This window comes from Pseudomonas sp. MF4836, from assembly GCF_002018875.1.
Classification (GTDB): domain Bacteria; phylum Pseudomonadota; class Gammaproteobacteria; order Pseudomonadales; family Pseudomonadaceae; genus Aquipseudomonas.
In genome coordinates, this window is sequence record NZ_MVOL01000005.1 from 452,907 (window position 1) to 476,146 (window position 23,240).

The following is a 23,240-nucleotide window of genomic DNA, read 5'->3' on the forward strand; positions in this document are numbered from 1 at the left end:
CTGTAGCCGCTGCCGCCAGGCTCGGCTACAAGGACGGCGGCAGGGCAGCGAGGCGGCGTTCGAGAAAGCGGCGTTCGGGGTCTTGGCGGGTCAGTTGCAGGGCCCGCAGGTACGCTTCGCGGGCCTGTTCGTCGTGGCCCAGCTGGCGGCAGAATTCGGCCCGGGCCGAGTGCGCCAGGTGGTAATCCTGCAATTCGCCACGGGCCAGCAGCGCCTCGACCTGCTCCAAACCCGCCTGCGGACCGTCGCGCTGAGCGAGGGCCACGGCGCGGTTGAGTTCGATCACCGGCGATGGCAGCGCCCGCAACAGCACGTCATACAGGCCGACAATCTGCGCCCAGTCGGTCTGCCCCGCCGTCGGCGCCTCGGCATGCACGGCTGCAATCGCCGCCTGCAGGCAGTAAACCCCGAAGCGCCGGGTGCCCAGCGCCCGCTCGACCAGGGCGCAGCCTTCGACGATCAGTTCGGCGTTCCACAGCCGCCGATCCTGCTCATCCAGCAGCACCAGCTCGCCAGTCACGGAAACCCGCGCCGGGCGTCGCGACTCATGCAGCAGCATCAGCGCCAGCAGGCCCATGACTTCCGGTTCCGGCAGCAGTTCCAGCAACAGCCGCCCCAGGCGAATGGCCTCGCGGGTCAGCTCGTCACGGGTCAGCTCAGTGCCGACGGACGCCGAATAACCCTCGTTGAATACCAGATAAATCACCCGCAGCACGCTGTCCAGGCGCTCCGGCAGCTCACCCAGGGACGGTACCTGATAAGGAATTTTCGCCTCACGGATCTTGGCCTTGGCCCGCACAATGCGCTGGGCAATGGTCGCCGGGGCCGTGAGAAAGGCCCGGGCAATCTGTTCGGTACTCAGGTCGCAGATCTCGCGCAGGGTCAACGGCACTTGCGCATCCGCCGCCAGGGCCGGGTGGCAGCAGGTGAAGATCAGCCGCAGGCGATCATCTTCCACATCGTCCTCGCTCCACTCGGTCTGCTCCAACTGTTCCAACTGCCTGGCCAGCGCCGCCTGGGACGCAGCAAACCGCGCGCGCCGGCGCAGGCCGTCAATCGCCTTGAAGCGCCCGACCGAAACCAGCCAGGCCCGGGGGTTATCCGGCACGCCATCGCGCTGCCAACGTTCGACCGCGATAAAAAACGCCTCGTGCATGGCCTCTTCAGCCAGGTCGAAATCCCCCAGCAGGCGTATCAGGGTCGCCAGGATGCGCCGCGACTGCTCGCGGTAGACCGTCTCGACCAGTGCCGGGACGGCCTGCCCCGCGTGCCTGGGCATCAGTCCGGCATGCCTTGGGTGACCAGGGTGACCAATCGATCCAGGCTCTGGCCCCAGCCTTCATGAAAACCCATTGCCTCATGGGCCTTTTGATCGGCTTCGCTCCAGCGCATGGCGCGCGCGGTGTAGAGGGTCTTGCCATCGACTTCGTCGAAGGTCACTTCGGCGGTCATGAAGGGCTTGGCCGAGGGGATCCAGCCCGGGACAAAGGCGTCGGTAAACACCAGCCGGCGCGGCGCGACGATCTCCAGGAACACCCCCATGGTCGGGTATTCCTGGCCGTCCGGCGCACGCATCAGGGTGCGAAACTGGCCACCGACCCACAGGTCCATCTCGCATTCGGGCGTGGTCATGCCATGGGGGCCCCACCATTGAGCGAGCAGGGCTGGCTCGGTCCAGGCACGAAACACCTTGCGCCGAGGCGCATCGATCAGGCGGCTGATGGACAGTTGGTACTGGGCAGGCGCGTGGCCTGCTTGCGCATGAGTCATGGTCAAACTCCTGTTTATGGTTGTTATCAGGGATTCAATTGACGTACCGGGCGCACCTCGACGCTGCCGACCCGCGCCGCCGGAATATGCCCGGCGACCTGGAGGGCTTCGTTCAGGTCACGGGCCTCGATCAGGTAGAAACCGGCCAGTTGCTCCTTGGTTTCAGCGAATGGGCCATCGGTGATCGACAGCTTGCCGGCGCGCATGCGCACCGTGGTTGCGCTCTGCACCGACGCCAGCGCCTCGGCGGCGAGCATGCGGCCACTGCCCTGCACCGCTTCGGCGTAAGCCATGCATTCGGTGTCCGCCGGGCTGTCGGGCAAGCTGTGCAGCAACTGTTCGTCGCTGTAGACCAGGCATAGGTATTTCATGGGGGCTCTCCATGATCGGGCTGATCAACTATGGCCGCTGTTGGGCGCTTTGCCGAAAAACCCGACGATCAGGGTTGCAGGTCGAACTGGGTGCTGCCGCTTTGCATGTCGAACGGTGCCGACCAGTGCTCATGCCGCACCCGCCACTGTCCGTCGATACGCTGGTAACCGGCACTGACCCGCATCCAGCAGGCCTTGGTCTGCCCCTGCTCATCAGTACCGCCGCAATGGGCCAGCCAGTGGGCGAAGGCGATGTCGTCGGCGGCCACGATCTGCAATTGCTCGAAATCGAAAATCCCCGGCCCGGGGCAGAACTCCATGCACGCCTGCCAATGATCGCGGTAGGCCTGCTTGCCCTTGAATTGCAGGGCGCCCACCGCGTCGAAGGCGGTGATGTCATCGGCGTAGTAACTGACGATGCGCTCGATATCCTTGGCCATCACCGCCTGGCGCCAGGCGTCGATCAGGCTGCGGATCTGGGTTTCACTGGGGTGCATGCTCATGGGGGTACTCCTTGCCATTGAGTGAAGACACCCTTAGTCGTCTGCGCGCCCCGCCAATCGACATGCCCAAGAAAAAAAATGCGCACGCACCGCAAATCGCTAAAATCGACGCCCCTCCAAAAACAACATGGACAGTGCCTTGACTACCCGACTGGTGCCTTACGAACAGCTCGACGCCACCCAGCGCGAGCTACTCGACGGACTTGAAGTACACCCGGAACAAAAGGCTTTTTCCGGCGACATCTACACCGCCCTGCATACCCTGCTCAAGGCGCCGGAGCCGGGCATCAAGGGCTTCGCCCTGCTCGCCGATGAACGGCCGGTGGCCTTTCTGCTGCTCAAGCACGGGCCATTCCTGCCGCACTGGGCCAGTGCTGGCACCGCCACCCTGCATGCCCTGCAAGTCGACCATCGGGTCCAGGGCCGGGGTTACGGCCAGGCCTGTCTGCAAGCGTTGCCCGAGGCGGCGCGCCTGGCCTGGCCGGAACTCAAGGGCTTGATGCTGTCGGTGGATGCCGATAACCAGGCCGCGCTCAAGCTCTACCTGAAACAGGGCTGGGTCGACAGCGGCGAGGCCTACAAGGGCCGCATCGGCTACGAACGCAGGATGACCCTGAACTTCTAAGGCCGCAGGCCTACAGCTCAAGCACCATTTCGTGCCAGGCCATGCCGCCGTGGTCCGACGCCGAGGCTTTGCAGTAGACAAAGCCGAAGCGCTGGTACAACGGCACATGCCGCTCCTTGCACATCAGGTGGATGCTGGCCTTGCCCAGTTCGCGCATGTTGCCGATAAACGCCTGCAGCAGTTGCCGCGCCACGCCCTGGCCCTGGTAGTCCGGGTGCACCACCACTGACATGATCACCACATGGGGCCCGGCCGGGTCGTGGCCGATCAGTTCCTTGAACGCCTCATCGGCCATTTCCACCTCAAAGGCCGCACCGGAGTTGATAAAGCCGGCGATCACCCCGTCCACTTCAGCAACGATAAAGCCGGTGGGCCAGGTGGCGATACGGGTTGCGATCTTTTCCCGGGTGGCGGCTTCGTCGCCCTCATAGGCCAGGGTTTCGATGGCGAAACAACGGTCCAGGTCGGCGGGCAGGACCTGGCGAATTTCAAGACTGGAAGCATTCATGGCGGGCAACGGGGACCTCGGGCGGGTGAAGGGGCAGGCGCGGATTCTACCAACGCCGGGGCGTTGCCAACTGCCTGCCGGACAAAAACGTATCAGTTGCATATGGATCCTTCGCCAGGCCGTAAAACCTCCATATACACCCTGGCCAAGGCACGGCGACGGGGCTATTTATCTGTGCCCGGCGTGCTCTCGGCCTTTAACTGGCTGGGCGCCCGCCTCCTCTATCGGAGCCCTGTCCATGAGCAACACCCAAATCGGCCTGCTTCTGTTGTTTGGCATCAGCACCTTCGGTTTCATCACGCTGTACATCGACTTCCTGCATGAACGACGGGATAAAAAACAGCGCTGAGCGCCCCTGGCCGCTGCCCGTTGCAGCACTCGTCAGGGCGCCTTCGAAAACGCCTCAGTCGGCCTTGAGCGGCAGCCAGATTTCCAGCACACCGTCACCGGTGGCCGGGTTGAAGTCGGCGCTGTAACGCTCGAACTCCGGCGCATCCGCCGCCTCGCGCCCGGACTGCGGCAGCCAGGTTTTCCAGATGTAGTGAAAGGTCTGGGGCAAGGACTGCAACGGCCCCTGATGCTCGAATACCGCATAGTGCTGCGGCTGCACTTCAACCCAGCGATATCGCTCGGGCAAGTCGTCGAGCTTGCTGATCTCGACACCTGCCACGTAGTCGAAAGCACCCTGGCCATCGGCGTTGCAGCAAATGCCGTAGGTCACGTCATCCACCTGGCCCGGCACCTGGCCGATATGGGGCGCAAATTGCTCCCAGAGCTGGGGAATAGTTGCGGCGCTGGCCTGGTCGTAACGTCCGCCCAAACCGGCAAGCAGCAGAAACCGCCCTCTTTCGAAGCGCGGTTGCGAGGCAATGCCCTGTTTTTGCTCATCCATGAAAAGCCACTCCTGCCGGTAAGAAACGGGTTCGGCTGCAAGTATAGAGGCCAAACCCGAATTGCTTCGTCAGAGTGCTGGAAGTTCTGCCAGGGCGCCGCCGCCGATAAACTCCTGGTAACCGGATAGGATCACGTAGACCGCGAAATAGCAGAAGATCGCCGCAGATGCCAGATAGGAGTAACGCAGAAGTTTGTCGCCGAGCAACTTGCCTCCCTGGGTCGCCGCCAGGCACAAGCTCATGGTCCAGACCAGCCCGGCGCAGAAGAACCCGGCCAGGAACAACCCGGAACTGGCGATGCCGCCGCCCCCGGATCGGGCAATCAGGGTGCCGCCCACCGCGGCGAACCAGAGGATCGCGCTGGGGGATGACATGGCCAGGAAGATTCCGCGAAAGAACTCCTTGCGCGGCGAGCCGTTGTTCCCCTCACTCGCCTGCGCCAGCACCGAACTGTGGTGGATCGCCGAATAGATCATTTTCGCCGCGAAGTACACCAGCAGCGCCGAGCCCCCGACCCACAATACCCAGCGCACGCTCTCGTACTGCAACAGCACGGTCATCCCGGCCAGGGCCAGTACGGCATAGATCAGGTCGCCGACACAGGTCCCCAGGCCCAGGCAGAAACCTTGAAAATAGCCGCGCTGCATGGCCAGGGTAATCATCGCGATATTGGCCACGCCGATGTCCAGGCACAGCGAAAGGCTCAGCAGAAAGCCGCTGGTAAACTCCATCATTCATCCCGTTCAAGGCAGTTGCACACAGGGCCCCATCATGGGGCGCCACTTGCTAAGGCAAAAAGCGTGCACGTTATAGCGGCAAACCACCGCGCCTCACAAATGCCCCGACCGCCGCCGTAAAAATAATCTCCGCCCTCTGGACAAACAGCCAGCCACGCCCTTATCGTCAGCGCCGCAGGCCACCGCAGTGGCCAACGTCGCTCGGACGGTTCCGGGCGCTTACGTATTTCGAGGCAACAATGGCCGACCAAGGTTCGCCGCGCCGCTTTGCGCGCATAGATCGACTCCCCCCCTATGTTTTCAATATCACTGCCGAGCTGAAGATGGCTGCGCGTCGGCGCGGCGAAGACATCATCGACTTGAGCATGGGTAACCCCGATGGCCCCACGCCGCCGCATATCGTGGAAAAACTGGTCACCGTCGCCCAGCGCGAAGACACCCACGGCTACTCCACGTCCCGCGGCATTCCACGCCTGCGCCGGGCGATTTCCCGCTGGTACAAGGATCGCTACGAGGTCGATATCGACCCCGAAGAAGAAGCCATCGTCACCATCGGTTCCAAGGAAGGCCTGGCGCACCTGATGCTGGCGACCCTGGACCAGGGCGACACGGTCCTGGTGCCCAACCCGAGCTACCCGATCCATATCTACGGCGCGGTGATTGCCGGGGCCCAGGTGCGTTCGGTGCCGCTGATTCCGGGGGTGGACTTTTTCGCCGAGCTGGAGCGGGCGATTCGCGGCTCCATCCCCAAGCCGAAAATGATGATCCTGGGCTTTCCGTCCAACCCCACCGCGCAGTGCGTGGAGCTCGACTTTTTCGAGCGGGTGATCGCCCTCGCCAAGCAGTACGACGTACTGGTGGTGCATGACCTGGCCTACGCCGACATTGTCTACGACGGCTGGAAAGCCCCGTCGATCATGCAGGTGCCGGGGGCCAAGGACATCGCGGTGGAGTTTTTCACCCTGTCCAAGAGCTACAACATGGCCGGCTGGCGTATCGGTTTCATGGTCGGCAACCCGGAGCTGGTCAACGCCCTGGCGCGGATCAAGAGCTACCACGACTACGGCACCTTCACCCCGTTGCAGGTGGCGGCGATTGCCGCGTTGGAAGGCGATCAACAGTGCGTCAAGGACATTGCCGAGCAGTATCGGCAGCGGCGCAATGTACTGGTCAAGGGCCTGCACGAACTGGGCTGGATGGTCGAAAACCCGAAAGCCTCGATGTATGTCTGGGCCAAGATCCCTGAGGCCTATGCCCACCTGGGCTCCCTGGAATTCGCCAAGAAACTGCTGGCCGAGGCCAAGGTCTGTGTCTCGCCGGGAGTAGGTTTCGGCGAATACGGCGATGACCATGTGCGCTTTGCCCTGATCGAGAACCAGGACCGTATCCGCCAGGCGGTACGGGGTATTCGCGGCATGTTCCGCGCCGATGGCCTGGTCGGTAAAAGTACCTGAGGCCTGAACCCCAGCCACAAAAAAACCGCAGCGATGCGGTTTTTTTATGCCGGTGCAGCCACCACCCGGGGCAGTGGCCACCAGTGTGGTTTAGACCACCAGCGACAGCAGCAGGATAAAGATCAGGCCCACGACCGAGAGGATGGTTTCCATCGCGGTCCAGGTCTTGAAGGTTTCGGCCACGGTCATGTTGAAGTACTGCTTGACCAACCAGAACCCGGCGTCATTGACGTGGGACAGGATCAACGAACCGGCACCGGTGGCCAGCACCAGCAGCTCACGGTTGACGCCCGGGATCATCCCCACCACCGGCACCACGATGCCCGCGCCAGTAATGGTGGCCACGGTCGCCGAACCGGTCGCAATGCGGATCACCGCGGCCACCAGCCAGGCCAGGAGGATCGGCGAAATCTGAGCGTTGACCGCCATATGCCCGATCACATCACCCACGCCGCTGGTCACCAGCATCTGCTTGAAGCCGCCACCGGCACCGATGATCAAAATGATCGCGGCGGTGGGTGCAAGGCTCGCATCCAGCAACTTGAGAATGCGCTTGGAATCGATGCCCTGGCGCGCACCAAAGGTGTACAGCGACAGGAGCAAGGCCAGCAGCAGCGCCGAGATCGGGTGACCGATCATGTCCATCCAGGTACGGAAGAAGTTGCCATCCGGCAGGGCGACGTCGGCGAAGGTTTTCAGCAGCATCAGGAACACCGGCAACAGCACGGTCACCAGGGTGATGGCGAAGCTCGGCAGCTCGGCCGAATCCGGCTCGCGGGCCAGTTGGTCGACCAGTTCCTGGTTGGCGTGGCCCGGAATGTACTTGGCAATAAAGGTGCCGTAGATCGGACCGGCAATGATCGCCGTCGGCAACGCCACGATCAGGCCGTAGAGAATGGTTTTACCGATGTCGGCACCAAACACCCCGATCGCCAGCAACGGGCCAGGGTGCGGCGGCACCAGGCCGTGCACCGCGGACAGGCCGGCCAGCAGCGGGATGCCGATCTTGATGATCGATACACCGGTGCGCCGGGCCACGATAAACACCAGGGGAATCAGCAGCACAAAACCGATTTCAAAGAACAGCGGGATGCCCACCAGGAACGCGGCGAACATCATGGCCCACTGCACCTTGTCCTTGCCGAACGCCCGGATCAGGGTCTGGGCGATCTGATCCGCCCCGCCCGATTCGGCCATCATTTTGCCGAGCATGGTGCCCAGGGCAAGGATGATGCCGACAAACCCGAGCACGCCACCGAAGCCGTCCTGAAACGCCTTGATGATGGTGCCGATGGGCATGCCGGAGGTCAGGCCGAGAAAGGCCGAGGCGATGATCAGGGCAATGAACGGGTGCAGCTTGAACTGGGTAATCAGGACGATAAGCCCGATCACCGTGACCACTGCATCGAGCAGCAGGAACGTCTCGTGGGACATGCCAAACATTAGGGGTGTCTCCTGATTGTTGTTGTTATTAAAGCGGGTAATTCGCCAGCCATCAGGACAGCGCTATCTATTGAGATCGAATTCATACCGCAAGTTTCAAACCGTGTTCCAGCCACCAGTGGTGGGCTTGATCGGCCAGCTCGTCGACGCTGTGGTTCGACGCATCCAGGGCCAGGGTCAGGGCCTCGCCTACCGGCGATTCGAGGGTGGCGAACTGGCTGTCGATCAGGGTCGAGGGCATGAAGTGGCCAGGGCGATGGGATACCCGGTCAGCCGCCACTTCGGGCGTCAGCTCGAGGAATACAAACCCCAGGCCCGGCGTGGCGCTGCGCAGGCGATCGCGGTATTTGCGTTTGAGCGCCGAACAGGTCAGCACCGGTATCTGACCGGCGGCCAGGGCGCGGCGCAACTCATCGCACAGGCTGTCGAGCCAGCCGGCACGGTCGTCGTCGTCCAGGGGAATGCCGGCGCTCATCTTGGCGATGTTGGCGGCCGGGTGGAACGTATCGCCTTCAATGGCCGTGGCGCCGCTGTGCCGGCACAAGGCCTCACTGACACTGGACTTGCCGCAGCCGGCAACGCCCATGATGACCAGGGCGGTGATGGGTTGACTCATGTAACACCTCAACACGCAGACAGCGCTACCTTCGCTCTTGGAAACTCTAGTGCAAAAATAGTTTCTGCCGACGCCTTCTTGTCATTTTTGTGGGTTGCCGCGTATATAGGCCCCGAAACCAAAGAGCGCAGGTCAGGCAACCCGCGCTCACACATTTGCAGCTGTTTCGAGACAGCGCTACCTTAGTGACTTGAATTTTGTTTGGCAAGCCGTCTGATGACCACTCACAAGAACGATAAAAATACCCGTACCACGGGACGCCCGACCCTCAATGAAGTGGCGCGCCTGGCCGGGGTCAGCCCGATCACCGCGTCGCGCGCCCTGCGTGGCATCAGCAGCGTGGCCGCTGAGCTGGTGGAAAAAGTCCAGCAGGCCGCCCTGGAACTCAACTATGTGGTCAACTCCGCCGCCCGCGCCCTGGCCTCGGCCCAGGGCCATTCGGTGGTGGTGCTGGTGCCCTCGTTGTCCAACCTGCTGTTTATCGAAACCCTGGAAGCCATCCATCAGGTGCTGCGTCCCAAGGGCTTCGAAGTGCTGATCGGCAACTACCACTATTCCCGCGACGAAGAAGAAAATCTGCTGCGCAACTACCTGGCCTATCAGCCTCGGGGCCTGTTGCTGACCGGCTTCGACCGCACCGAGAGTGCTCGCCGGATGATCGAGGCGAACAATATTCCGTGCGTGTACATGATGGAACTGGACCCCGGCGCCGGCCTGAACTGCGTCGGCTTCTCGCAATTGAACGCAGGCGAAACCGCTGCCGAACACCTGCTGTCCCGTGGTCGCAAGCGCCTGGCCTATATCGGCGCCCAGCTGGATCAACGCACCCTGCTGCGCGGCGAAGGCTTTCGTCGGGCCCTGCAAAAAGCCGGCTTGTATGACCCGGACCTCGAACTGCTGACCCCGCGCCCGTCCTCCGTGGGCCTGGGCGGCGAGCTGTTTATGCAGATGATGCACAGCCACCCCCAGGTGGACGCGATCTTCTTCGGCAACGACGACCTGGCCCAGGGCGCGCTGCTCGAAGCCCTGCGTCACGGGATCAAGGTGCCGCAACAGGTGGCGATCCTGGGGTTCAACGACCTGCCCTCCTCGGAGCACATGGTGCCGCGCCTGAGCAGCATCAGCACCCCGCGCGAAGCCATCGGCCGCCGCGCCGCGGAGCAGATGCTGACCCTGATGGCCGGCAATACCGTGGCCAAGCCGGTGGTGGACATGGGGTTCGAGTTGCGGGTGCGGGAAAGTACCTAAGCGCTGTCATCCCTCAGTGTGGCGAGTGGTCGAGCGCCGGATCCTCACCACTCATCAATTGCACAAACGCCAGAGCCGCCTTTTGCAGCGGCTGGTTTTTCAGCCATACCGCGTGCACCGGCAGCAGCAAGCCGTTCTCGATGTTCTTGAACCTCAGGCGCTTGAGCCGGCCGGACGCCAGCAGGGGTTCGATCACCGACAGCGCAAAATTGCCCCAGCCCAGGCCGGACTCGACCATATCCAGGGCCATGGCCAGGCTGTCGGTGCGCCAGAACGACTCGCCCACCAGTGCCCGACCATCGCTGATCGGCAAGTCCCGGCTGGCCACCACCACCTGCCGTGACTTGATCAGTTCTTCCAGGTACAGCGGCTCGTCCGGGCCGGCGAAGGGTGAATGCCGGGCCGAGACGCAGGCCGTCATGTGCTCGCTGCCGACGAACTGGAAAAACTGCCGCGCACTCACTCCCAGCTCGGCGAACGCCACCCCGACGCTGACCCTCCCGCTGTGCAAAAGCTGCAGCACGTCATCCTGGGGCGCGGTCAGCACTTCGACATCCAGCAACGGGTAGCGCTCGGCAATCAGCTTGATCGCCGCCAGCACCCGGCGCTTGTCCAGGTCATCCACCACAGCGATGGACAGACGGCTTTCCAACCCCAGGGACAGCTCGATGGCATGCACCTGCAATTGCCTGAGCTGGTCGGCGATCAACCGCGCATGGGGTGCCAGCGTCAAGGCTTGGGGCGTCGGCACCGGCTCGCGGTGGCTGCGATCGAACAAGGCATAACCGAGCTCGGCCTCAAGGTTGGCGATGCCCATGCTCACGGCCGAAGGCACCTTGCCCAGGGACCGGGCAGCGGCGGAAAACGAGCCGCGCTCAAGCACGGCGAGAAACAACTGGATGCTGTCACTGGAGAAATTCATCGACGCAACCTATCAGAAAAACTGAAAGCTACTGACTTTTTCTGTCAGGCATATTGAAGCTATCTTTTGCGCCCTTCGCCAGCCACCCGTAGCCAACAGGCTGGCCTGATGCATTTGAAACAGAGGAAAAACCATGCAAGGCGTGAAACGCAAACTGGTGTATGTGGCGTTGTTCGAAGTGTTCGGCATGACCTTCTCGGCCCTCGGCCTAGCCCTGCTGTCCGGCACCTCGCCCCACAGCACAGGGCCCCTGGCGGTGGTCATCACCAGCATCGCCGTGACCTGGAACTTCATCTACACCAGCCTGTTCGAGCGCTGGGAAAGTCGCCAGCCATCCCGTACGCGTACGGTCAAACGGCGCATTGCCCACGCCGTGGGGTTCCAATTGACGTTGATCGTGTTCCTGATCCCGTTGATCGCCTGGTGGATGAACATCAGCCTGGCGCAAGCATTCCTGCTCGACCTGGCGTTGATCCTGTTTATCCCGTGCTACGCCTTTGCCTTCAACTGGCTGTTCGATCGGGTGTTTGGCCTGCCCACCTCGGCCCTGCCGGACCCGACACCCCAGCAGGCCAGCTGAAGCGCAACCGTTAGCAACAGACAACAGCGCTCCGACGCTGGTAAATTCCGGGAGCCACGCACTGCCAAGGACGCGTTATGGGTTCCCGCAAGATTCTCGGTAAAGCCTCATCGATCAATGTCAGGAAAGTCCTGTGGACCTGCTCTGAGCTGGATCTTTCATACGAACGTGAAGACTGGGGCAGCGGCTTTCAATCGACCCAAAGCCCGCAGTTTCTTCAGCTCAATCCCAACGCCCAGGTGCCGGTGCTGATCGATGACGCCGGCGCGTTGTGGGAATCCAACACCATTTGCCGCTACCTGGCGCACCACAGCGACCTGCTGCCCGGGGAGCCACGCGCCCGGGCCATGGTCGAGCAATGGATGGACTGGCAAGCCACCGAGCTCAATCCGGCCTGGAGCTACGCCTTCGTCGCCCTGGTGCGGCAGAACCCGGAATACCAGGATCCGCAGCGGATCACTGCCGGCATTCAAGGCTGGAACAGCAAGATGGCGATTCTTGAACAACAACTGGCGGCCACCGGGGCTTATGTCACGGGCGCGCACTTCAGCCTGGCCGATATCGTGCTCGGGCTGTCGGTCAATCGCTGGCTGATGACGCCCATGACCCGCCCCGACTACCCCGCGGTCATGGCGTATTACGAACGTCTCGGGCAACGCCCGGGTTTCCGGCTCCATGGCTGCAACGGCATCCCGTAAAGCGGCGCAGCCCCCTCGCAAAACCACAAAAAGAGACTTTCATGAACGGACTCAACGTACTGCTGACAGGTGCCTGCGGCAGGATTGGCAAAACCTTTTTCCAGGCCTCCCGCGAGCGCTACCGCTTCACCCTCACCGATCGCATCGAAGCGGATTTCGAGGTCGCGGCACCCCACCGCTTCCTGCGCCTGGACCTGACCGATCCCCAGGCCATCGGGTCGCTGCTGGAGGGCATCGACGTGATCGTGCACCTGGCCGGCATCCCCCACGCCACGGCGTCCTTCGACGAGTTGCTGCCCAACAATATCCTGGCCACCACCTACCTCTTCGAAGCGGCGGTGGCCGCCGGCTGCAAGCGCGTGGTGTTCGCCAGCAGTGCACAAACCATCGAAGGCTACCCGGTGGACCGCCAGATCACTCCGGGCATGCCGGTGATGCCGGCCAACCTGTATGGCGTCAGCAAATGCTACGGCGAAGCGCTGTGTGCCTTTTATTCAGCCAAGCGCGGTTTGTCGTGCATTGCCCTGCGCATCGGCGCTTTCGAGTTCCCCGAACACCACGAGCTGACCACCACCCGTGACTTGAGCGCCTGGTTGAGCCCGCGGGACGCGGTGCAGCTGCTGCAACGTTCGGTAGAAACTCCGGGGGTTCAGCACTTGATCGGTCATGGCATCTCCAACAACCGCTTCAAGCGCCTGGACCTCAGCGAGACCACCCGGGTCCTCGGTTATCAGCCGCAGGATGATGCCTTTGCCGAAGACTTCGGAATCGGCATCAGCTACTGACCACCTGCACGCGGCGGCCATTGCCCCTGGCAGCTGCCGCAAAGCGGCAAGGCTTGTCCGCCCTGGCCCTGGCCAGGACCGCGAAAGTCACACAAGCCCTTGATATATAAGGACTGGGTTTATCGGTATGTAAATTGCTTGTTACCCAGCATAGCCATTACCACCAGGTGCCCAATCATGTTGGTCAACGCACAGAAAGATATCGCGGTGCAGCCCACCCAGCGATCCGATATGGACCCGACCACGGCTGCCGCCAGCGCTCTTTACAGCGGCATGATGCAAAACGTGCAGAACGCCGCGACGTTCCAGGCCTCCCAGGCCACGCAACAGGCCAGCAACACCGTGACCGACAATGTCGACGCGGCGTTCGCCAAGACCCGCGTACTGCTGCAGGCCACCCCGCCGACCACCACCACGCCTGAAGCCACCACCGCGACCCAAAGCGCCGCGATGACCGACTTCAAGGACTACATGAGCAAAAGCCCCGAGCAGCGGATGCGCGACAGCATCCTCAAGGAACTGGGCATCACCGAAGACGACATAAAGAGCATGCCACCGGAGCAGCAACTGGCCATCGGCAAGGAAATTGCCCAGCGCATCGAAGACAAGATGAAGCTGGCGCAGACCGAGAAAGCCGAGAGCGTGACCACGCCGCAAGTCGCGGACAAGTTTCTCGCTGCGCTGTAATAGTCGCTGCATTGAAAAAGGGTTCCCTCGGGAACCCTTTTTTTGTATGCCGCCGCTGGCTATTGCAGCTGCAAGGTCGAGTTGAACTGGCTGATGGCATCCACCACATGCCGCGAACCCTGCTGGATTTCCAGGATCACCGAACCGGCCTCGTTCGCCAGCTCCACCCCGAGCCCGGTGCGGCTGAGGCTTGATTGCATGCTGGTCACCGCGCTGAGGGACAGATCGTGGTTCTTGCGCACCACCTCGACAATTTCCAGGGTCGCCTGGCTGGTCCGCGCCGCCAGGCTGCGCACCTCATCCGCCACTACGGCAAAGCCCCGCCCGTGCTCGCCGGCCCGGGCCGCCTCGATCGCCGCGTTGAGCGCCAGCAGGTTGGTCTGGTCGGCAATGCCGCGGATGGTCTGGACAATGGTGCCGATGATGTCGGACTGCTTGCTCACCGCGTCAATGCTGCGCGCAGCTTCGTTGAGGTCCCGGGAGATCTCCTCGATGATCTGCACCGTCTGCTGCACGACCTTCGAGCCCTTTTGCGCGCAGGCATCGTTCTGTACCGAGGTGCTATGGGCGGAGTCGGCAGCCGTCTGCAAGGTGTTCATCTGCTGGGTAATGTCGCTGGCGAACTTGACCACCTTGTACAGGCGGCCCTTGGCATCGAACAGCGGGTTGTAGGACGCCTCCAGGAATACGGTCTGGCCGTATTTGTTTTCCCGCTCGAAGCGGTGGGAGTGGTACTCGCCGCGATTGAGTGAAGCCCAGAACAACTTGTAGGCCTGGGACTCGGCTTCGGCGCGATGGCAGAACATGCTGTGGTGCTGCCCGACGATCTCGTTCAGCGAATAGCCCATGGTCTTCAGGAAGTTCTCGTTGGCGGTGAGGATCTTGCCGTCCGGGGAAAACTCGATAACCGCCATGGACCGGCCGATGGCGTTGAGCAGGCTCTGGTTTTCATGTTCGGTGTGGATTCGTTGCGAGATGTCCGCCGCCACCTTGATCACGCTCTGCACCTGCCGGTCGGGGCCCAGCACCGGCATGTAACTGGCTTCGAGCCAGATCTCGTGGCCGCGCTTGTCGAGGCGCAGAAAGGTTCCGCTGATGGGCTCACCGCGCGCCAGATCGCGCCAGAGCTTGGCGTACTCCTCGCTGCGGTAGAACTCTTCTTCGCAAAAGATCCGATGGTGCTTGCCGCGAATTTCGTCAGCGGTATAGCCCATGGTCTGGCAAAAGTGTTCGTTGGCGTCGAGGACGATGCCATCCGGGGAGAACTCGATCATCGCCATGGAACGGCTGATCGCCGCCAACTTGGCTTTGGCCTCGGTCAGCGCACAGGTAAATCGTTCAATTTCAAGCAGGTCAGACTTGTGATGTAAATTAAACATGTTGTATCACCTTTAACGCTGTCTTTTGATTGACGGAAGTTCCAAGTCTTTCAATTGATCCACCACATTGTTTCCTTGAACATGGCAAGCGTCTCGCTCCACGGGAGAGAGTGTGTCAGGTGATAAATGATGTTTAATCGGAGTGTCCATAGAGCAACGCTCTTATCAAGCCATCCTTTTCTTGATGGCCCGTTTCCGGGCCCAACCCAACATTGCAAATAACTCCATTTAATAAAAACTCCGTCAGATCCCGGTGCCTTAGTTGCGCACTCTTGAGGCTGTTCACGTATTCAGGCGCTTTGTTTCATAACGGTTACATGCCGGCTGATGCCTAAAACAAGCGGTTGATATGGCGATCGACATAAACCATTAGCGCTGAGCATAGACAGGCATGGCAACCGCGCAAGGCCATTAGTCAGCCAGTATTGGCAACTTTCTCCAGGTTCTAAAACCCTTCGCAAACTAACTAAAGGCCAGCCATTAGTGGCGGATCAACCGTCGAGCATGTCCAGCAATGCCTGTACCGCTAACGAAGGTGGCCGCCCCGGCGCCGGCACCAGGGCAAAGCGGCGATCGATCGGTACACTCAAGGGCAACACCCGAAGACCCTGGCGGTTGTCGGGCAAGGTGCTCTGGGGCACCAGGCTGACCCCGACCTGCTCGCGAACCAGGGTGAAGGCGCTGTTCCACTCACGGACCTCGACGCGCACATCCGCCAGCGCAAGCCCGGCGTCCAGCGCCAGGCTCCGGGCGTTCACCGAACAGCCGCCCGTGGCCAGTACAAAGGGTTGTGCCACCAGTTCCGCCAGCGCCAGGCCCTGTTCATTCGAACGCCGGGCCAAAGCATGACCGACCGGCAGCACCGCCACCCAGCTGTCGAGCCCCAGCAATCGCGCCTGGCCTCCAGCAGGCGGATTGAGCACCACGCCCACATCCGTCAGGCCGGCAGCGAGCAGCGCCTCGACCTCATCATCACTGACCTCCAGCGCCAGCACCTGGATGCCCGGGTACAGCTGGTTGAAACGACGCAGCAACGGCGGCAGAAAGGTCGCCAGCACCATGGGAAAGCTGGCCAGACGGATGCTACCGCGCTGAATCGGCCGCGCCTGCTCCGCGGTTTCACGGATGGCCTGCAATGCCGCGAGCATCAGCCGCGCCTGCTCCAGCACCTGGAAGCCGATCGCGGTGGGCAGGGTCTGGCGGTTTTCCCGGGTGAACAGCTGCACCCCGAGCGTATCTTCCACCAGCGCCAGGGCCTGGCTGGCGCCCGATTGAGTCATGCCCACCTGCTCCGCGGCGCGGGTGATATTGCCGCTGTCGGCGATCGCCACCAACAGCCGCCAATGCATCAGGTTCATCATGCCAGTAGCTGACCTTATGGGAGTTTTCTGAAAGATTAATTTTACCCAGAGCACCCAGGACTATGACACTGATTCAAACGCCCCCTCCCCCTGAGTGCACTCGATGAAGCTCTATTACGCTCCGCAAGCCTGCTCCCTCGCCGCCCATATCGTGCTGCGTGAACTGCAGCTGCCGTTTCGCGCCATCCGTGTCGACAACCACAGCAAGCTCACTGCCGATGGCGCGGACTTTCTCGCCATCAACCCCAAGGGCTACGTGGCCGCCCTGCAACTGGACAACGGACAGGTGCTGACCGAAGGGCCGGCGATCTTGCAGTACTTGGCCGACCTCAAGCCCGACGCAGGCCTGGCCCCGGCCAATGGCAGCTGGGAGCGGGTGCGCCTGCAGGAGGACCTGAACTTCATTTCCAGCGAGGTCCACGGTGGCCTGGGCTGGCTGTTCAGCACTCAGCTTGGCGAAGAAGCCAAAACGCTGTTGCGCCACACGTTGTTCAAACGCCTTGACCTGCTGAATCAGCGACTGGAGCAGCAGGACTACTTGCTGGGAAGCCATTTCAGCGTAGCCGATGCCTATTTGTTTACCGTGCTGCGCTGGACCCTGGGCTTTGCCATCGATCTGGGGCAATGGCCAGCACTGGCGCGTTTTCAGGCACGGATCGAGGTGCGCGCCTCAGTCAAGGCCGCGCTGGCGGTGGAACTGGCGTAACAGCGTGCGCAGAAGGTTTTAGCGAAGGGGGGGGGAAACTGGCAGGGCGATAACAGGCAGTGGATAAAAGAGTATGAAGCCCGCCAGGCGGGCTTCATCAAGTGCAATCAATGACCGAAAACATTCACTTCGGTTTTCTTGGTTTTCTTGTCCGCGCGCTTTTCATCCGCTGTTTTAGCCGGTTTTTTCTTCACGCTTTTCTTTGAGTTCATACCTTTGGACATGATGCACACTCCACTGATGCGGGATAGACCTTGAGGTATACCACCTATAGTGCGAGCGAAGTCCTTTATAATTGCGCGCCCTCCTGCAACCCGACCCGAAAAGCCCATGCCCAGCGTTCAAATCAGCCAGTTAAGCGACGACCTGCGGCCGTTGCTGAACAAGTTTTACCGTGACCATGACTCGCCCATGCGCGCCAGCGATGGAGAGCTCTGGGTCGCACGAGACGAAACCATAGTCGGCGGGCTGAGTGTAAAAAAGGTGTCGAAGGGTTATTGGTTGACGGGGCTGTTTGTCGACCCGGATTACCGCGGGCAAGGCATCGCCAGGCAACTGGTGGCCCAGGCCAGGGCACCACTCGACGGGCCGCTTTGGCTGTTCTGTCATCCGGACCTGCAAGGCCTGTATGAAGCCATGGGTTTTGCCTGCACTTCGGTCCTGCCCCAGGCCATGGCCGAGCGCCTGGTTCGCTACCGGCGCAACAAGGCGATGATCGCCATGGGCATAGAACCGTTGGTTAGCAGCACTGAAGATTTGGTCACATAAGGCCGGAGGGACTGCGTGTTAGCCTCGGGGCAAACCGCCCGCTCTCAGGACCCGACATGAAACCCACGCTTCTGGCCTTATCCCTCACTGCCCTGCTGCTCCCCGCCGTCAGCCATGGCGCCGAAAACGCCCCGGTCACCTCGCAACACTATGCCCAGGTCCTGGCCGGCAGTTGGCGCGCGCCGGCCAATTCGGCGCGGGATGTCTATCGGCATCCGCAACAGACCTTGCAGTTCTTCGGCCTGCGCCCGCAACAGACCCTGATCGAAATCACTCCCGGCGGCGGCTGGTACAGCGAGATCCTGGCCCCTTTGCTCAAGCAAAAGGGGCACTACATTGCGGCCCTGCAAGCGCCGGCCAGTGGTGAATACTTCAAGAAGGCGGCGGACAGCCTGCGGCAGAAATTCGCCGCCGACCCCGAGCACTATGCCCAGGCACGCTTCGTCGAATTCGACCCCAAGGCCCCGGTACTGGGCCAACCCGGCTCGGCCGATGCAGTGCTGACCTTTCGCAACGTGCACAACTGGGTCATGGCCGATACCGCACCCAGCATGTTCCAGGCGTTCTTCAAGGTATTGAAACCGGGCGGCGTGCTGGGGGTGGTCGATCATCGGGCTAAAGACGGGGCTTCCCTGGAAGACATCAAGCACAGCGGCTACCTGACCACGGCCTATGTGGTGCAACTGGCCACTGATGCCGGTTTTGTCCTGGATGGCCAGAGCGAGATCAATGCCAACCCCAAGGACACCAAGGATTACCCGGAGGGGGTTTGGACCCTGCCCCCGTCATTCAAGCTGGGTGAACAGGACAAGGCTCGCTACCTGGCGATCGGCGAATCGGATCGCATGACCCTGCGCTTTATCAAACCAGCCAAGTAAGCGACACCGCCGGGGCCGGGAGATCCGGCACCGGCGGCAAGAGGGAGGATTGGTCAGCCAAGGGGCATCCCCTCTTTCAGCTCACTCGTCCGAACCGAGCTCAAGATCGGGGAACATCACCTCGGTGAAGCCGAACTTGCTGAAGTCATCGATCCGCGACGGGTACAACCGCCCGATCAGATGGTCGCACTCATGCTGCACCACCCGTGCATGAAAGCCCGAGGCAATGCGCACCACAGGTTCGCCCTTGGGGTCGAAACCTTCATAACGAATGTGCTGATAACGCTGCACCGCGCCGCGCAAACCGGGTACCGACAGGCACCCTTCCCAGCCCTCTTCCAAGGTCGGACCCAGCGGGGTGATCAACGGGTTGATCAGGATGGTCTGCGGGACCGCCTCGGCGTCCGGGTAGCGCTCGCTGTGCTCGAAACCAAAGATCACCAGTTGCAGGTCGACCCCGATCTGCGGCGCCGCGAGGCCAACCCCGCCAACACTTTCCATGGTCTGGAACATGTCGTCGATCAGTTGCCAGAGCTCGGCGCTGTCGAACATCTCGGGCGGTACCGGTGGGGCGATGCGCAGCAGGCGCTCATCGCCCATTTTCAGAATTTCACGAATCATGGTCAGGCTTCATCAGTGTCCGGCTTGAGCGAGTGGTCCCGGCCCAGTCCCGAAACATGTTGTTTTTGGGAGTCGTGCTCGTCGGGAACCTTTTCTCCAGGGTCTTTACCTTCGGCCGACATGTGTTCGATCACCGCGTTCATTTCCGCGCCCAGCAACAGCACTGCCGAGGAAATATAGAAATACAAAAGAAGGACGATAATCGCGCCGATACTGCCATACATGGCGTTGTAGTTGGCGAAGGTCTTTACGTAGAAGGCAAAGCCCAGCGACGCGACGATCCACACCACCACCGCCAGCACCGAGCCCGGGGTGATGAAGCGAAATTCCTGCTTCACATCCGGCATCACGTAATAGATCAGGGCCACGGCGACCATCATCAGGATCACAATCACCGGCCAGCGCAGGATGGTCCATACGGTGACGATAAAGTCCTCCAGCCCGACTTGCCCAGCAATCCAGGCCATCACCTGCGGCCCCAGCACCATCAGCGCCGCCGCAGCCAGGAGCATGCCGGCAATCCCGATGGTGTAGAAAATCGACAGCGGGAAGCGCTTCCAGATCGGCCGCCCCTCAACCACGTCGTAGGCGGCGTTCATTGCGCTCATCATCAGCCGCACACCCGCCGAGGCGGTCCACAGGGCGATGACGATACCCACCGAGAGCAATCCGCCCTTGGATTGCTGCAGCTGGTCGATCACCGGGTTGACCTGCTCCAGGGCCTGGGGCGGCAGCACCAGTTCCGACTGCAGGCGCAGCCAGCTGAAGAAGTCCGGAAGATGCAGGAAGCCGATCAGCGCGATCAAAAAAAGAATGAAAGGGAACAGTGAAAACAGCATCTGGTAGGCCAGTGCCGAAGCGTAGGTCGACATTTCGTCGTCGACGAACTCTTTCACCGTGCGCACCAGCACACGCTGCAGGGACAGGCCTTTCAAATGGGGGAAAATCATAGCGTCTCCTTTCGCCGCAAAAGGTCGGGGTCGGTGGCGACTCAGAGGCCGTTTTCTACATCAAATTAGCCCAGTTGGCGACTTTGAACCATTTCGATTCATTGGCCCACGCGGCGGCCGACAAAAAAACGGCCATCCTTGGATGGCCGTCTTACTGCATCGAGCCGCCCGAACTGTCAGGCCTTGTCGATGGTTTTCTTGACTGCATCCTTGGCTTTACCCACTGCTTGCTGGGCTTCGCCTTTCTTCTCTTGCACTTTGCCTTCCGTCTGCAGCTTGGTGTTATCGGTCGCTTTGCCGACACCTTGCTTGATGTTGCCGACGGCTTCGTTAGCCAAACCTTTTGCCTTATCCGCTGTGCTGCCCATGGTATTTCTCCGAAGAACAATAGTGGGTTTTGGTCATTACGTAAGGATTGACCCGCCAGCGTTGCGCAGAGTTTCAATTATTTTTTAGCGCCATCGACAGGCGTATTTTTCGCCGCTCGGGCAGGTAGCGCTTTATGTTTGCCGGCCAACCCACGAGAATGCGCAACGTATTCAGGCTGTGCGCTGAAGATCCAATCCCGTAGGAATGTTATGAAACTCGATAAAAAGCTGGCCATTGCGCGCAGAAACCAGGAACTGGGCGGTGCAGTACTGGGCGTCAACAACTGCCACTTCGCGGAGCTGAACCGCAACAAGAACATCTGGTGGTTCGATATCCCGGTCAGCCGCCTGGCCATCGGTCAGTACGAATGGGTGCACCTGCTGCTGCACAACCCAGGCACCGACCAACTGCTGCACCTGAAGGTGCCGACGGTGTTCCTGCGGGAAAAACTCGAAGGCCTGGTGATCCGCAACGAGGGCAAGCGCAAAGCGGCCCTGAGCCTTGAGCTGAGCGCGGACAAGGATTCGTTGCTCAAGGACGTGCGCCCGGCAGGCACCGGCGTGGACTTCGCCCAGTTCCAGCTGTAAACCTGGGCAGCGCCCACAAAAAAGCCCCGCCTCTGCGGGGCTTTTTCATGCAGCCTTCGGCTTACTTTTTCAGGCCGAGCTTCTTCAATTCCTCATCACGCAACTCGCGACGCAGGATCTTGCCCACGTTGGTGGTCGGCAACGCATCGCGGAACTCCACGGCTTTGGGCACCTTATAACCGGTGACGTTGGCGCGCATGTGGGTCATCACCTGCTCTTTGGTCAGGGTCACGCCCGGCTTGGCGACGATGAAAATCTTGATGATTTCCCCGGATTTTTCATCCGGAATACCGATCGCCGCACACTGCAACACGCCTGGCAACGCTGCCAGCACGTCTTCCAGTTCGTTGGGGTAGACGTTGAAACCGGAGACCAGAATCATGTCTTTCTTGCGGTCGACGATACGGATATAGCCGTCTGGCTGGATCAGCGCGATGTCACCGGTTTTCAGCCAGCCTTCGCTGCTCATGACTTCGTCGGTGGCGTCCTGGCGCTGCCAGTAGCCTTTCATCACCTGCGGGCCCTTGACGCACAGCTCGCCGATTTCCCCTAGGGGCAACTCTTCGCCCGCATCGTTGATTACGCAGCACAGGGTCGAAGGCACCGGAATGCCGATGGTACCGACCTGGATATTCTGGCTCGGGTTGACCGTGGCCACCGGGCTGGTTTCGGTCATGCCGTAGCCTTCGCAGATCGGGCAGCCGGTTACCGCTTTCCAACGCTCGCCCGCCGCCAACTGCAAGGCCATGCCGCCGGACAGGGTGACTTTCAAGGCCGAGAAGTCCAGCTTGCGGAACGCTTCGTTGTTGCACAGCGCCACGAACAGGGTGTTGAGGCCGACAAAACCACTGAACTTCCACTTCGACAGCTCCTTGACCATCGCCGGCAGGTCGCGCGGGTTGCTGATCAGGATGTTGTGGCCGCCGATCAGCATCATCGCCATGCAATGAAAGGTGAAGGCATAGATGTGGTACAGCGGCAGCGGAGTGATCAGGATCTCGCAACCTTCATTCAGGTCCGACCCCATCAGCGCCTTGCACTGCAGCATGTTGGCCACCAGGTTGCGGTGGGTCAGCATCGCGCCCTTGGCCACGCCGGTGGTACCGCCGGTGTATTGCAGCACGGCAACGTCGCTGCTGGCCGGGTTGGCTTCCTTCACCGGCTGGCCATGGCCCTTGCTCAGCACGTCATTGAACTTGACGGCCTTGGGCAGGTGATAGGCCGGGACCATCTTCTTCACGTATTTGATGACGCTGTTGATCAGCAGACGCTTGAGCGGCGGCAGCAGGTCCGCCACTTCGGTGACGATCACATGCTTGACGCCGGTCTTGGGCACGACCGCTTCGGCCAGATGCGCCATGTTGGCCAGGCAGACCAGGGCCTTGGCCCCCGAGTCATTGAACTGGTGTTCCATTTCCCGCGTGGTGTACAGCGGGTTGGTGTTGACCACAATCAGCCCAGCGCGGATGGCGCCGAATACCGCGACCGGGTATTGCAGGACATTGGGCAACTGCACGGCAATTCGATCGCCGGGCTGCAAGTCGGTATGCTGCTGCAGGTACGCGGCGAAGGCCCCAGACAATTCGTACAGCTCACCGTAGGTGAGTGTCTTGCCGAGGTTGCTAAAGGCCGGTTTGTTAGCGAAACGTTGGCAGGACTGCTGCAACACCGCTTGAATATTCGGGTACTCGTCTGGATTGATCTCGGCAGCAATTCCAGCTGGGTACTTATCCTTCCAAAAGTCTTCGATCATGGAAGCCCACTCCTCAGCAACGCGAATT

Annotated in this window: 27 protein-coding genes and 1 pseudogene; 11 read left to right on the forward strand and 17 right to left on the reverse strand. The window is 61.2% G+C overall.

The window, feature by feature from the left end; all coding sequences use genetic code 11:
* Positions 1-25: 25 nt before the first annotated feature.
* The 4 genes from MF4836_RS14785 to MF4836_RS14800 form a co-directional block, all read right to left on the reverse strand.
* The gene (locus tag MF4836_RS14785; protein ID WP_078470896.1) at positions 26-1,279 is read right to left on the reverse strand and encodes an RNA polymerase sigma factor; all 1,254 of its coding nucleotides are present in this window, start codon (positions 1,277-1,279) and stop codon (positions 26-28) included.
* Positions 1,279-1,770 carry an SRPBCC family protein gene (locus MF4836_RS14790; RefSeq protein ID WP_078470897.1) on the reverse strand — a complete coding sequence of 164 codons (492 nt, stop codon included), beginning with the start codon at positions 1,768-1,770 and terminating at the stop codon, positions 1,279-1,281. Before MF4836_RS14790 ends, MF4836_RS14785 begins: the two co-directional genes overlap by 1 nt.
* Positions 1,771-1,796: 26 nt before the next feature.
* Positions 1,797-2,141 carry a YciI family protein gene (locus MF4836_RS14795; RefSeq protein WP_078470898.1) on the reverse strand — a complete coding sequence of 115 codons (345 nt, stop codon included), beginning with the start codon at positions 2,139-2,141 and terminating at the stop codon, positions 1,797-1,799.
* A gap of 68 nt (positions 2,142-2,209) precedes the next feature.
* Positions 2,210-2,644, reverse strand: coding sequence for a YybH family protein (locus tag MF4836_RS14800; RefSeq protein ID WP_078470899.1), 435 nt, complete (start codon positions 2,642-2,644; stop codon positions 2,210-2,212).
* A 139-nt stretch (positions 2,645-2,783) separates the two neighbouring features.
* On the opposite strand from MF4836_RS14800, the gene MF4836_RS14805 reads away from it, so the two are divergent.
* On the forward strand, positions 2,784-3,269 hold the full coding sequence (locus MF4836_RS14805; protein ID WP_178102945.1) for a GNAT family N-acetyltransferase: 486 nt from the start codon (positions 2,784-2,786) through the stop codon (positions 3,267-3,269).
* Between the two features lie 10 nt (positions 3,270-3,279).
* Here MF4836_RS14805 and MF4836_RS14810 read toward each other — a convergent pair whose 3' ends face one another.
* From MF4836_RS14810 to MF4836_RS14820, 3 genes are all read right to left on the reverse strand, one after another.
* On the reverse strand, positions 3,280-3,777 hold the full coding sequence (locus MF4836_RS14810) for a GNAT family N-acetyltransferase (RefSeq protein WP_078470901.1): 498 nt from the start codon (positions 3,775-3,777) through the stop codon (positions 3,280-3,282).
* Between the two features lie 403 nt (positions 3,778-4,180).
* Positions 4,181-4,669 (reverse strand): GyrI-like domain-containing protein, encoded by a 489-nt coding sequence (locus MF4836_RS14815; protein ID WP_020295738.1) that lies wholly within the window; start codon positions 4,667-4,669, stop codon positions 4,181-4,183.
* Positions 4,670-4,738: 69 nt separating this feature from the next.
* Entirely contained in the window at positions 4,739-5,401 is a 663-nt protein-coding gene (locus MF4836_RS14820; RefSeq protein ID WP_078470944.1) for a LysE family translocator, read from the reverse strand.
* Positions 5,402-5,646: 245 nt separating this feature from the next.
* Between MF4836_RS14820 and alaC the strand changes: the two genes are divergently transcribed.
* Positions 5,647-6,861 (forward strand): alanine transaminase, encoded by a 1,215-nt coding sequence (alaC, locus tag MF4836_RS14825; RefSeq protein WP_078470902.1) that lies wholly within the window; start codon positions 5,647-5,649, stop codon positions 6,859-6,861.
* A gap of 90 nt (positions 6,862-6,951) precedes the next feature.
* Here alaC and MF4836_RS14830 read toward each other — a convergent pair whose 3' ends face one another.
* Both MF4836_RS14830 and MF4836_RS14835 read right to left on the reverse strand, forming a co-directional pair.
* Complete coding sequence (locus MF4836_RS14830; protein ID WP_020295741.1) at positions 6,952-8,304, reverse strand: GntP family permease; 1,353 nt, start codon at positions 8,302-8,304, stop codon at positions 6,952-6,954.
* 82 nt (positions 8,305-8,386) lie between these two features.
* Positions 8,387-8,920, reverse strand: coding sequence for a gluconokinase (locus MF4836_RS14835; protein ID WP_078470903.1), 534 nt, complete (start codon positions 8,918-8,920; stop codon positions 8,387-8,389).
* 216 nt (positions 8,921-9,136) lie between these two features.
* On the opposite strand from MF4836_RS14835, the gene MF4836_RS14840 reads away from it, so the two are divergent.
* Positions 9,137-10,168, forward strand: coding sequence for a LacI family DNA-binding transcriptional regulator (locus MF4836_RS14840; RefSeq protein WP_078470904.1), 1,032 nt, complete (start codon positions 9,137-9,139; stop codon positions 10,166-10,168).
* A gap of 13 nt (positions 10,169-10,181) precedes the next feature.
* On the opposite strand, the gene MF4836_RS14845 is transcribed toward MF4836_RS14840, so the two are convergent.
* On the reverse strand, positions 10,182-11,090 hold the full coding sequence (locus tag MF4836_RS14845) for a LysR family transcriptional regulator (protein WP_078470905.1): 909 nt from the start codon (positions 11,088-11,090) through the stop codon (positions 10,182-10,184).
* Between the two features lie 133 nt (positions 11,091-11,223).
* On the opposite strand from MF4836_RS14845, the gene MF4836_RS14850 reads away from it, so the two are divergent.
* The 4 genes from MF4836_RS14850 (at position 11,224) to MF4836_RS14865 (ending at position 13,840) form a co-directional block, all read left to right on the forward strand.
* Positions 11,224-11,670, forward strand: a complete 447-nt coding sequence (locus tag MF4836_RS14850) for a PACE efflux transporter (RefSeq protein WP_020295745.1) — start codon at positions 11,224-11,226, stop codon at positions 11,668-11,670.
* A gap of 77 nt (positions 11,671-11,747) precedes the next feature.
* A complete protein-coding gene (locus MF4836_RS14855) occupies positions 11,748-12,368 on the forward strand; it encodes a glutathione S-transferase (protein WP_078470906.1) in 621 nt (206 codons plus the stop codon).
* A 41-nt stretch (positions 12,369-12,409) separates the two neighbouring features.
* Complete coding sequence (locus MF4836_RS14860; RefSeq protein ID WP_078470907.1) at positions 12,410-13,153, forward strand: NAD-dependent epimerase/dehydratase family protein; 744 nt, start codon at positions 12,410-12,412, stop codon at positions 13,151-13,153.
* A 177-nt stretch (positions 13,154-13,330) separates the two neighbouring features.
* Entirely contained in the window at positions 13,331-13,840 is a 510-nt protein-coding gene (locus tag MF4836_RS14865) for a hypothetical protein (RefSeq protein WP_078470908.1), read from the forward strand.
* Positions 13,841-13,899: 59 nt separating this feature from the next.
* On the opposite strand, the gene MF4836_RS36135 is transcribed toward MF4836_RS14865, so the two are convergent.
* The 3 genes and pseudogenes from MF4836_RS36135 to MF4836_RS14875 all read right to left on the reverse strand — a co-directional run bounded on the left by MF4836_RS36135 (position 13,900) and on the right by MF4836_RS14875 (position 16,580).
* Positions 13,900-14,439, reverse strand: coding sequence for a methyl-accepting chemotaxis protein (locus tag MF4836_RS36135; protein WP_371106516.1), 540 nt, complete (start codon positions 14,437-14,439; stop codon positions 13,900-13,902).
* A 54-nt stretch (positions 14,440-14,493) separates the two neighbouring features.
* Positions 14,494-15,219 (reverse strand): annotated as a pseudogene (locus tag MF4836_RS36140) (PAS domain-containing protein); the annotation flags it as partial.
* A gap of 491 nt (positions 15,220-15,710) precedes the next feature.
* A complete protein-coding gene (locus MF4836_RS14875) occupies positions 15,711-16,580 on the reverse strand; it encodes a LysR family transcriptional regulator (RefSeq protein WP_078470909.1) in 870 nt (289 codons plus the stop codon).
* Between the two features lie 103 nt (positions 16,581-16,683).
* Between MF4836_RS14875 and gstA the strand changes: the two genes are divergently transcribed.
* The 3 genes from gstA to MF4836_RS14890 all read left to right on the forward strand — a co-directional run bounded on the left by gstA (position 16,684) and on the right by MF4836_RS14890 (position 18,932).
* A complete protein-coding gene (gstA, locus tag MF4836_RS14880) occupies positions 16,684-17,286 on the forward strand; it encodes a glutathione transferase GstA (protein WP_078470910.1) in 603 nt (200 codons plus the stop codon).
* 330 nt (positions 17,287-17,616) lie between these two features.
* Positions 17,617-18,054 (forward strand): GNAT family N-acetyltransferase, encoded by a 438-nt coding sequence (locus MF4836_RS14885; protein ID WP_078470911.1) that lies wholly within the window; start codon positions 17,617-17,619, stop codon positions 18,052-18,054.
* Positions 18,055-18,110: 56 nt separating this feature from the next.
* A complete protein-coding gene (locus tag MF4836_RS14890; protein WP_078470912.1) occupies positions 18,111-18,932 on the forward strand; it encodes a class I SAM-dependent methyltransferase in 822 nt (273 codons plus the stop codon).
* Positions 18,933-19,013: 81 nt separating this feature from the next.
* On the opposite strand, the gene def is transcribed toward MF4836_RS14890, so the two are convergent.
* The 3 genes from def to MF4836_RS14905 form a co-directional block, all read right to left on the reverse strand.
* The gene (gene def / locus MF4836_RS14895) at positions 19,014-19,553 is read right to left on the reverse strand and encodes a peptide deformylase (RefSeq protein WP_078470913.1); all 540 of its coding nucleotides are present in this window, start codon (positions 19,551-19,553) and stop codon (positions 19,014-19,016) included.
* A gap of 2 nt (positions 19,554-19,555) precedes the next feature.
* Positions 19,556-20,503: a YihY/virulence factor BrkB family protein gene (locus MF4836_RS14900; protein ID WP_078470914.1), complete on the reverse strand. Its 948-nt coding sequence runs from the start codon at positions 20,501-20,503 to the stop codon at positions 19,556-19,558.
* A gap of 176 nt (positions 20,504-20,679) precedes the next feature.
* Positions 20,680-20,871 (reverse strand): CsbD family protein, encoded by a 192-nt coding sequence (locus MF4836_RS14905; protein WP_010208215.1) that lies wholly within the window; start codon positions 20,869-20,871, stop codon positions 20,680-20,682.
* 210 nt (positions 20,872-21,081) lie between these two features.
* Between MF4836_RS14905 and MF4836_RS14910 the strand changes: the two genes are divergently transcribed.
* Positions 21,082-21,459: a hypothetical protein gene (locus tag MF4836_RS14910; RefSeq protein WP_078470915.1), complete on the forward strand. Its 378-nt coding sequence runs from the start codon at positions 21,082-21,084 to the stop codon at positions 21,457-21,459.
* Between the two features lie 61 nt (positions 21,460-21,520).
* Here the strand turns inward: MF4836_RS14910 and fadD1 are convergent, their stop codons facing one another.
* Positions 21,521-23,212 (reverse strand): long-chain-fatty-acid--CoA ligase FadD1, encoded by a 1,692-nt coding sequence (gene fadD1 / locus MF4836_RS14915; RefSeq protein ID WP_078470916.1) that lies wholly within the window; start codon positions 23,210-23,212, stop codon positions 21,521-21,523.
* Positions 23,213-23,240: the final 28 nt, after the last annotated feature.

Coding starts and splice junctions, on each gene's coding strand:
- MF4836_RS14785 (WP_078470896.1), bottom strand. CDS start 1,279: ATGCCCAGGCACGCGGGGCAGGCCGTCCCGGCACTGGTCGAGACGGTC.
- MF4836_RS14790 (WP_078470897.1), bottom strand. CDS start 1,770: ATGACTCATGCGCAAGCAGGCCACGCGCCTGCCCAGTACCAACTGTCC.
- MF4836_RS14795 (WP_078470898.1), bottom strand. CDS start 2,141: ATGAAATACCTATGCCTGGTCTACAGCGACGAACAGTTGCTGCACAGC.
- MF4836_RS14800 (WP_078470899.1), bottom strand. CDS start 2,644: ATGAGCATGCACCCCAGTGAAACCCAGATCCGCAGCCTGATCGACGCC.
- MF4836_RS14810 (WP_078470901.1), bottom strand. CDS start 3,777: ATGAATGCTTCCAGTCTTGAAATTCGCCAGGTCCTGCCCGCCGACCTG.
- MF4836_RS14815 (WP_020295738.1), bottom strand. CDS start 4,669: ATGGATGAGCAAAAACAGGGCATTGCCTCGCAACCGCGCTTCGAAAGA.
- MF4836_RS14820 (WP_078470944.1), bottom strand. CDS start 5,401: ATGGAGTTTACCAGCGGCTTTCTGCTGAGCCTTTCGCTGTGCCTGGAC.
- alaC (WP_078470902.1), top strand. CDS start 5,647: ATGGCCGACCAAGGTTCGCCGCGCCGCTTTGCGCGCATAGATCGACTC.
- MF4836_RS14830 (WP_020295741.1), bottom strand. CDS start 8,304: ATGTTTGGCATGTCCCACGAGACGTTCCTGCTGCTCGATGCAGTGGTC.
- MF4836_RS14835 (WP_078470903.1), bottom strand. CDS start 8,920: ATGAGTCAACCCATCACCGCCCTGGTCATCATGGGCGTTGCCGGCTGC.
- MF4836_RS14840 (WP_078470904.1), top strand. CDS start 9,137: ATGACCACTCACAAGAACGATAAAAATACCCGTACCACGGGACGCCCG.
- MF4836_RS14845 (WP_078470905.1), bottom strand. CDS start 11,090: ATGAATTTCTCCAGTGACAGCATCCAGTTGTTTCTCGCCGTGCTTGAG.
- MF4836_RS14850 (WP_020295745.1), top strand. CDS start 11,224: ATGCAAGGCGTGAAACGCAAACTGGTGTATGTGGCGTTGTTCGAAGTG.
- MF4836_RS14855 (WP_078470906.1), top strand. CDS start 11,748: ATGGGTTCCCGCAAGATTCTCGGTAAAGCCTCATCGATCAATGTCAGG.
- MF4836_RS14860 (WP_078470907.1), top strand. CDS start 12,410: ATGAACGGACTCAACGTACTGCTGACAGGTGCCTGCGGCAGGATTGGC.
- MF4836_RS14865 (WP_078470908.1), top strand. CDS start 13,331: ATGTTGGTCAACGCACAGAAAGATATCGCGGTGCAGCCCACCCAGCGA.
- MF4836_RS36135 (WP_371106516.1), bottom strand. CDS start 14,439: ATGAACACCTTGCAGACGGCTGCCGACTCCGCCCATAGCACCTCGGTA.
- MF4836_RS14875 (WP_078470909.1), bottom strand. CDS start 16,580: ATGATGAACCTGATGCATTGGCGGCTGTTGGTGGCGATCGCCGACAGC.
- gstA (WP_078470910.1), top strand. CDS start 16,684: ATGAAGCTCTATTACGCTCCGCAAGCCTGCTCCCTCGCCGCCCATATC.
- MF4836_RS14885 (WP_078470911.1), top strand. CDS start 17,617: ATGCCCAGCGTTCAAATCAGCCAGTTAAGCGACGACCTGCGGCCGTTG.
- MF4836_RS14890 (WP_078470912.1), top strand. CDS start 18,111: ATGAAACCCACGCTTCTGGCCTTATCCCTCACTGCCCTGCTGCTCCCC.
- def (WP_078470913.1), bottom strand. CDS start 19,553: ATGATTCGTGAAATTCTGAAAATGGGCGATGAGCGCCTGCTGCGCATC.
- MF4836_RS14900 (WP_078470914.1), bottom strand. CDS start 20,503: ATGATTTTCCCCCATTTGAAAGGCCTGTCCCTGCAGCGTGTGCTGGTG.
- MF4836_RS14905 (WP_010208215.1), bottom strand. CDS start 20,871: ATGGGCAGCACAGCGGATAAGGCAAAAGGTTTGGCTAACGAAGCCGTC.
- MF4836_RS14910 (WP_078470915.1), top strand. CDS start 21,082: ATGAAACTCGATAAAAAGCTGGCCATTGCGCGCAGAAACCAGGAACTG.
- fadD1 (WP_078470916.1), bottom strand. CDS start 23,212: ATGATCGAAGACTTTTGGAAGGATAAGTACCCAGCTGGAATTGCTGCC.